This is a genomic window from Shewanella sp. SM20, assembly GCF_025654545.1.
Classification (GTDB): Bacteria; Pseudomonadota; Gammaproteobacteria; order Enterobacterales; family Shewanellaceae; genus Shewanella; species Shewanella oncorhynchi.
Genome location: NZ_JAKKRK010000149.1, coordinates 1 through 536, shown reverse-complemented (window position 1 = coordinate 536; position 536 = coordinate 1). Strand labels below are relative to the sequence as shown.

General features: G+C 42.5%; 1 protein-coding gene. It reads right to left on the bottom strand.

The annotated features are described in order from the left end of the window. On the bottom strand, positions 1-142 hold a 142-nt coding region (locus tag L5M18_RS23385; RefSeq protein WP_263198451.1), incomplete at its 3' end, for a transposase. Positions 143-536 lie beyond the last annotated feature (394 nt).

Below are 536 nucleotides of genomic sequence, written 5' to 3'. Positions count from 1 at the left end.
AAAGAGATTGCACGATAGATTGTCCTGTATGAGCTGCAAGTTGAGCCGCCAACTGTACAAGCCGTTTGGTCCTTCGTACATCCCCTAATTTTGCGCGCTGAAAAATGCTCTGTGCCCAGAGTGATGGTTCACTTAAAAACATGGCATGTGGTATCTGAAACAAAAGGTCAGGATCAGATCAGGTTAATTAAAAATGGTTCAAAAAAATCCCCCGGGGCAAACCGAGGGATTTGTGTAGAAGAGACAGGTATCAATGGGGGCAATTGCCGCTAATGCATTTTGATTGGTGGTACTAAAAAATAGTACCAAATTCGCTTGAAATGATACTAAAAAGTAGTACTATCGATTTAACGGATTATGAGACTTTATGAACAAAAAACATTTAAGAACGTTGACGGCTATCTTTGCTAGGCCTGTCAGCGGAGCTATCAAGTGGTCTGATATTGAAGCGCTGTTTATTGCTCTAGGGGCTGACATTGAAGAGCGTGAGGGGTCTCGAATTGGTGTGGTGCTGTTTGGTGAAGTTCTGGTATATC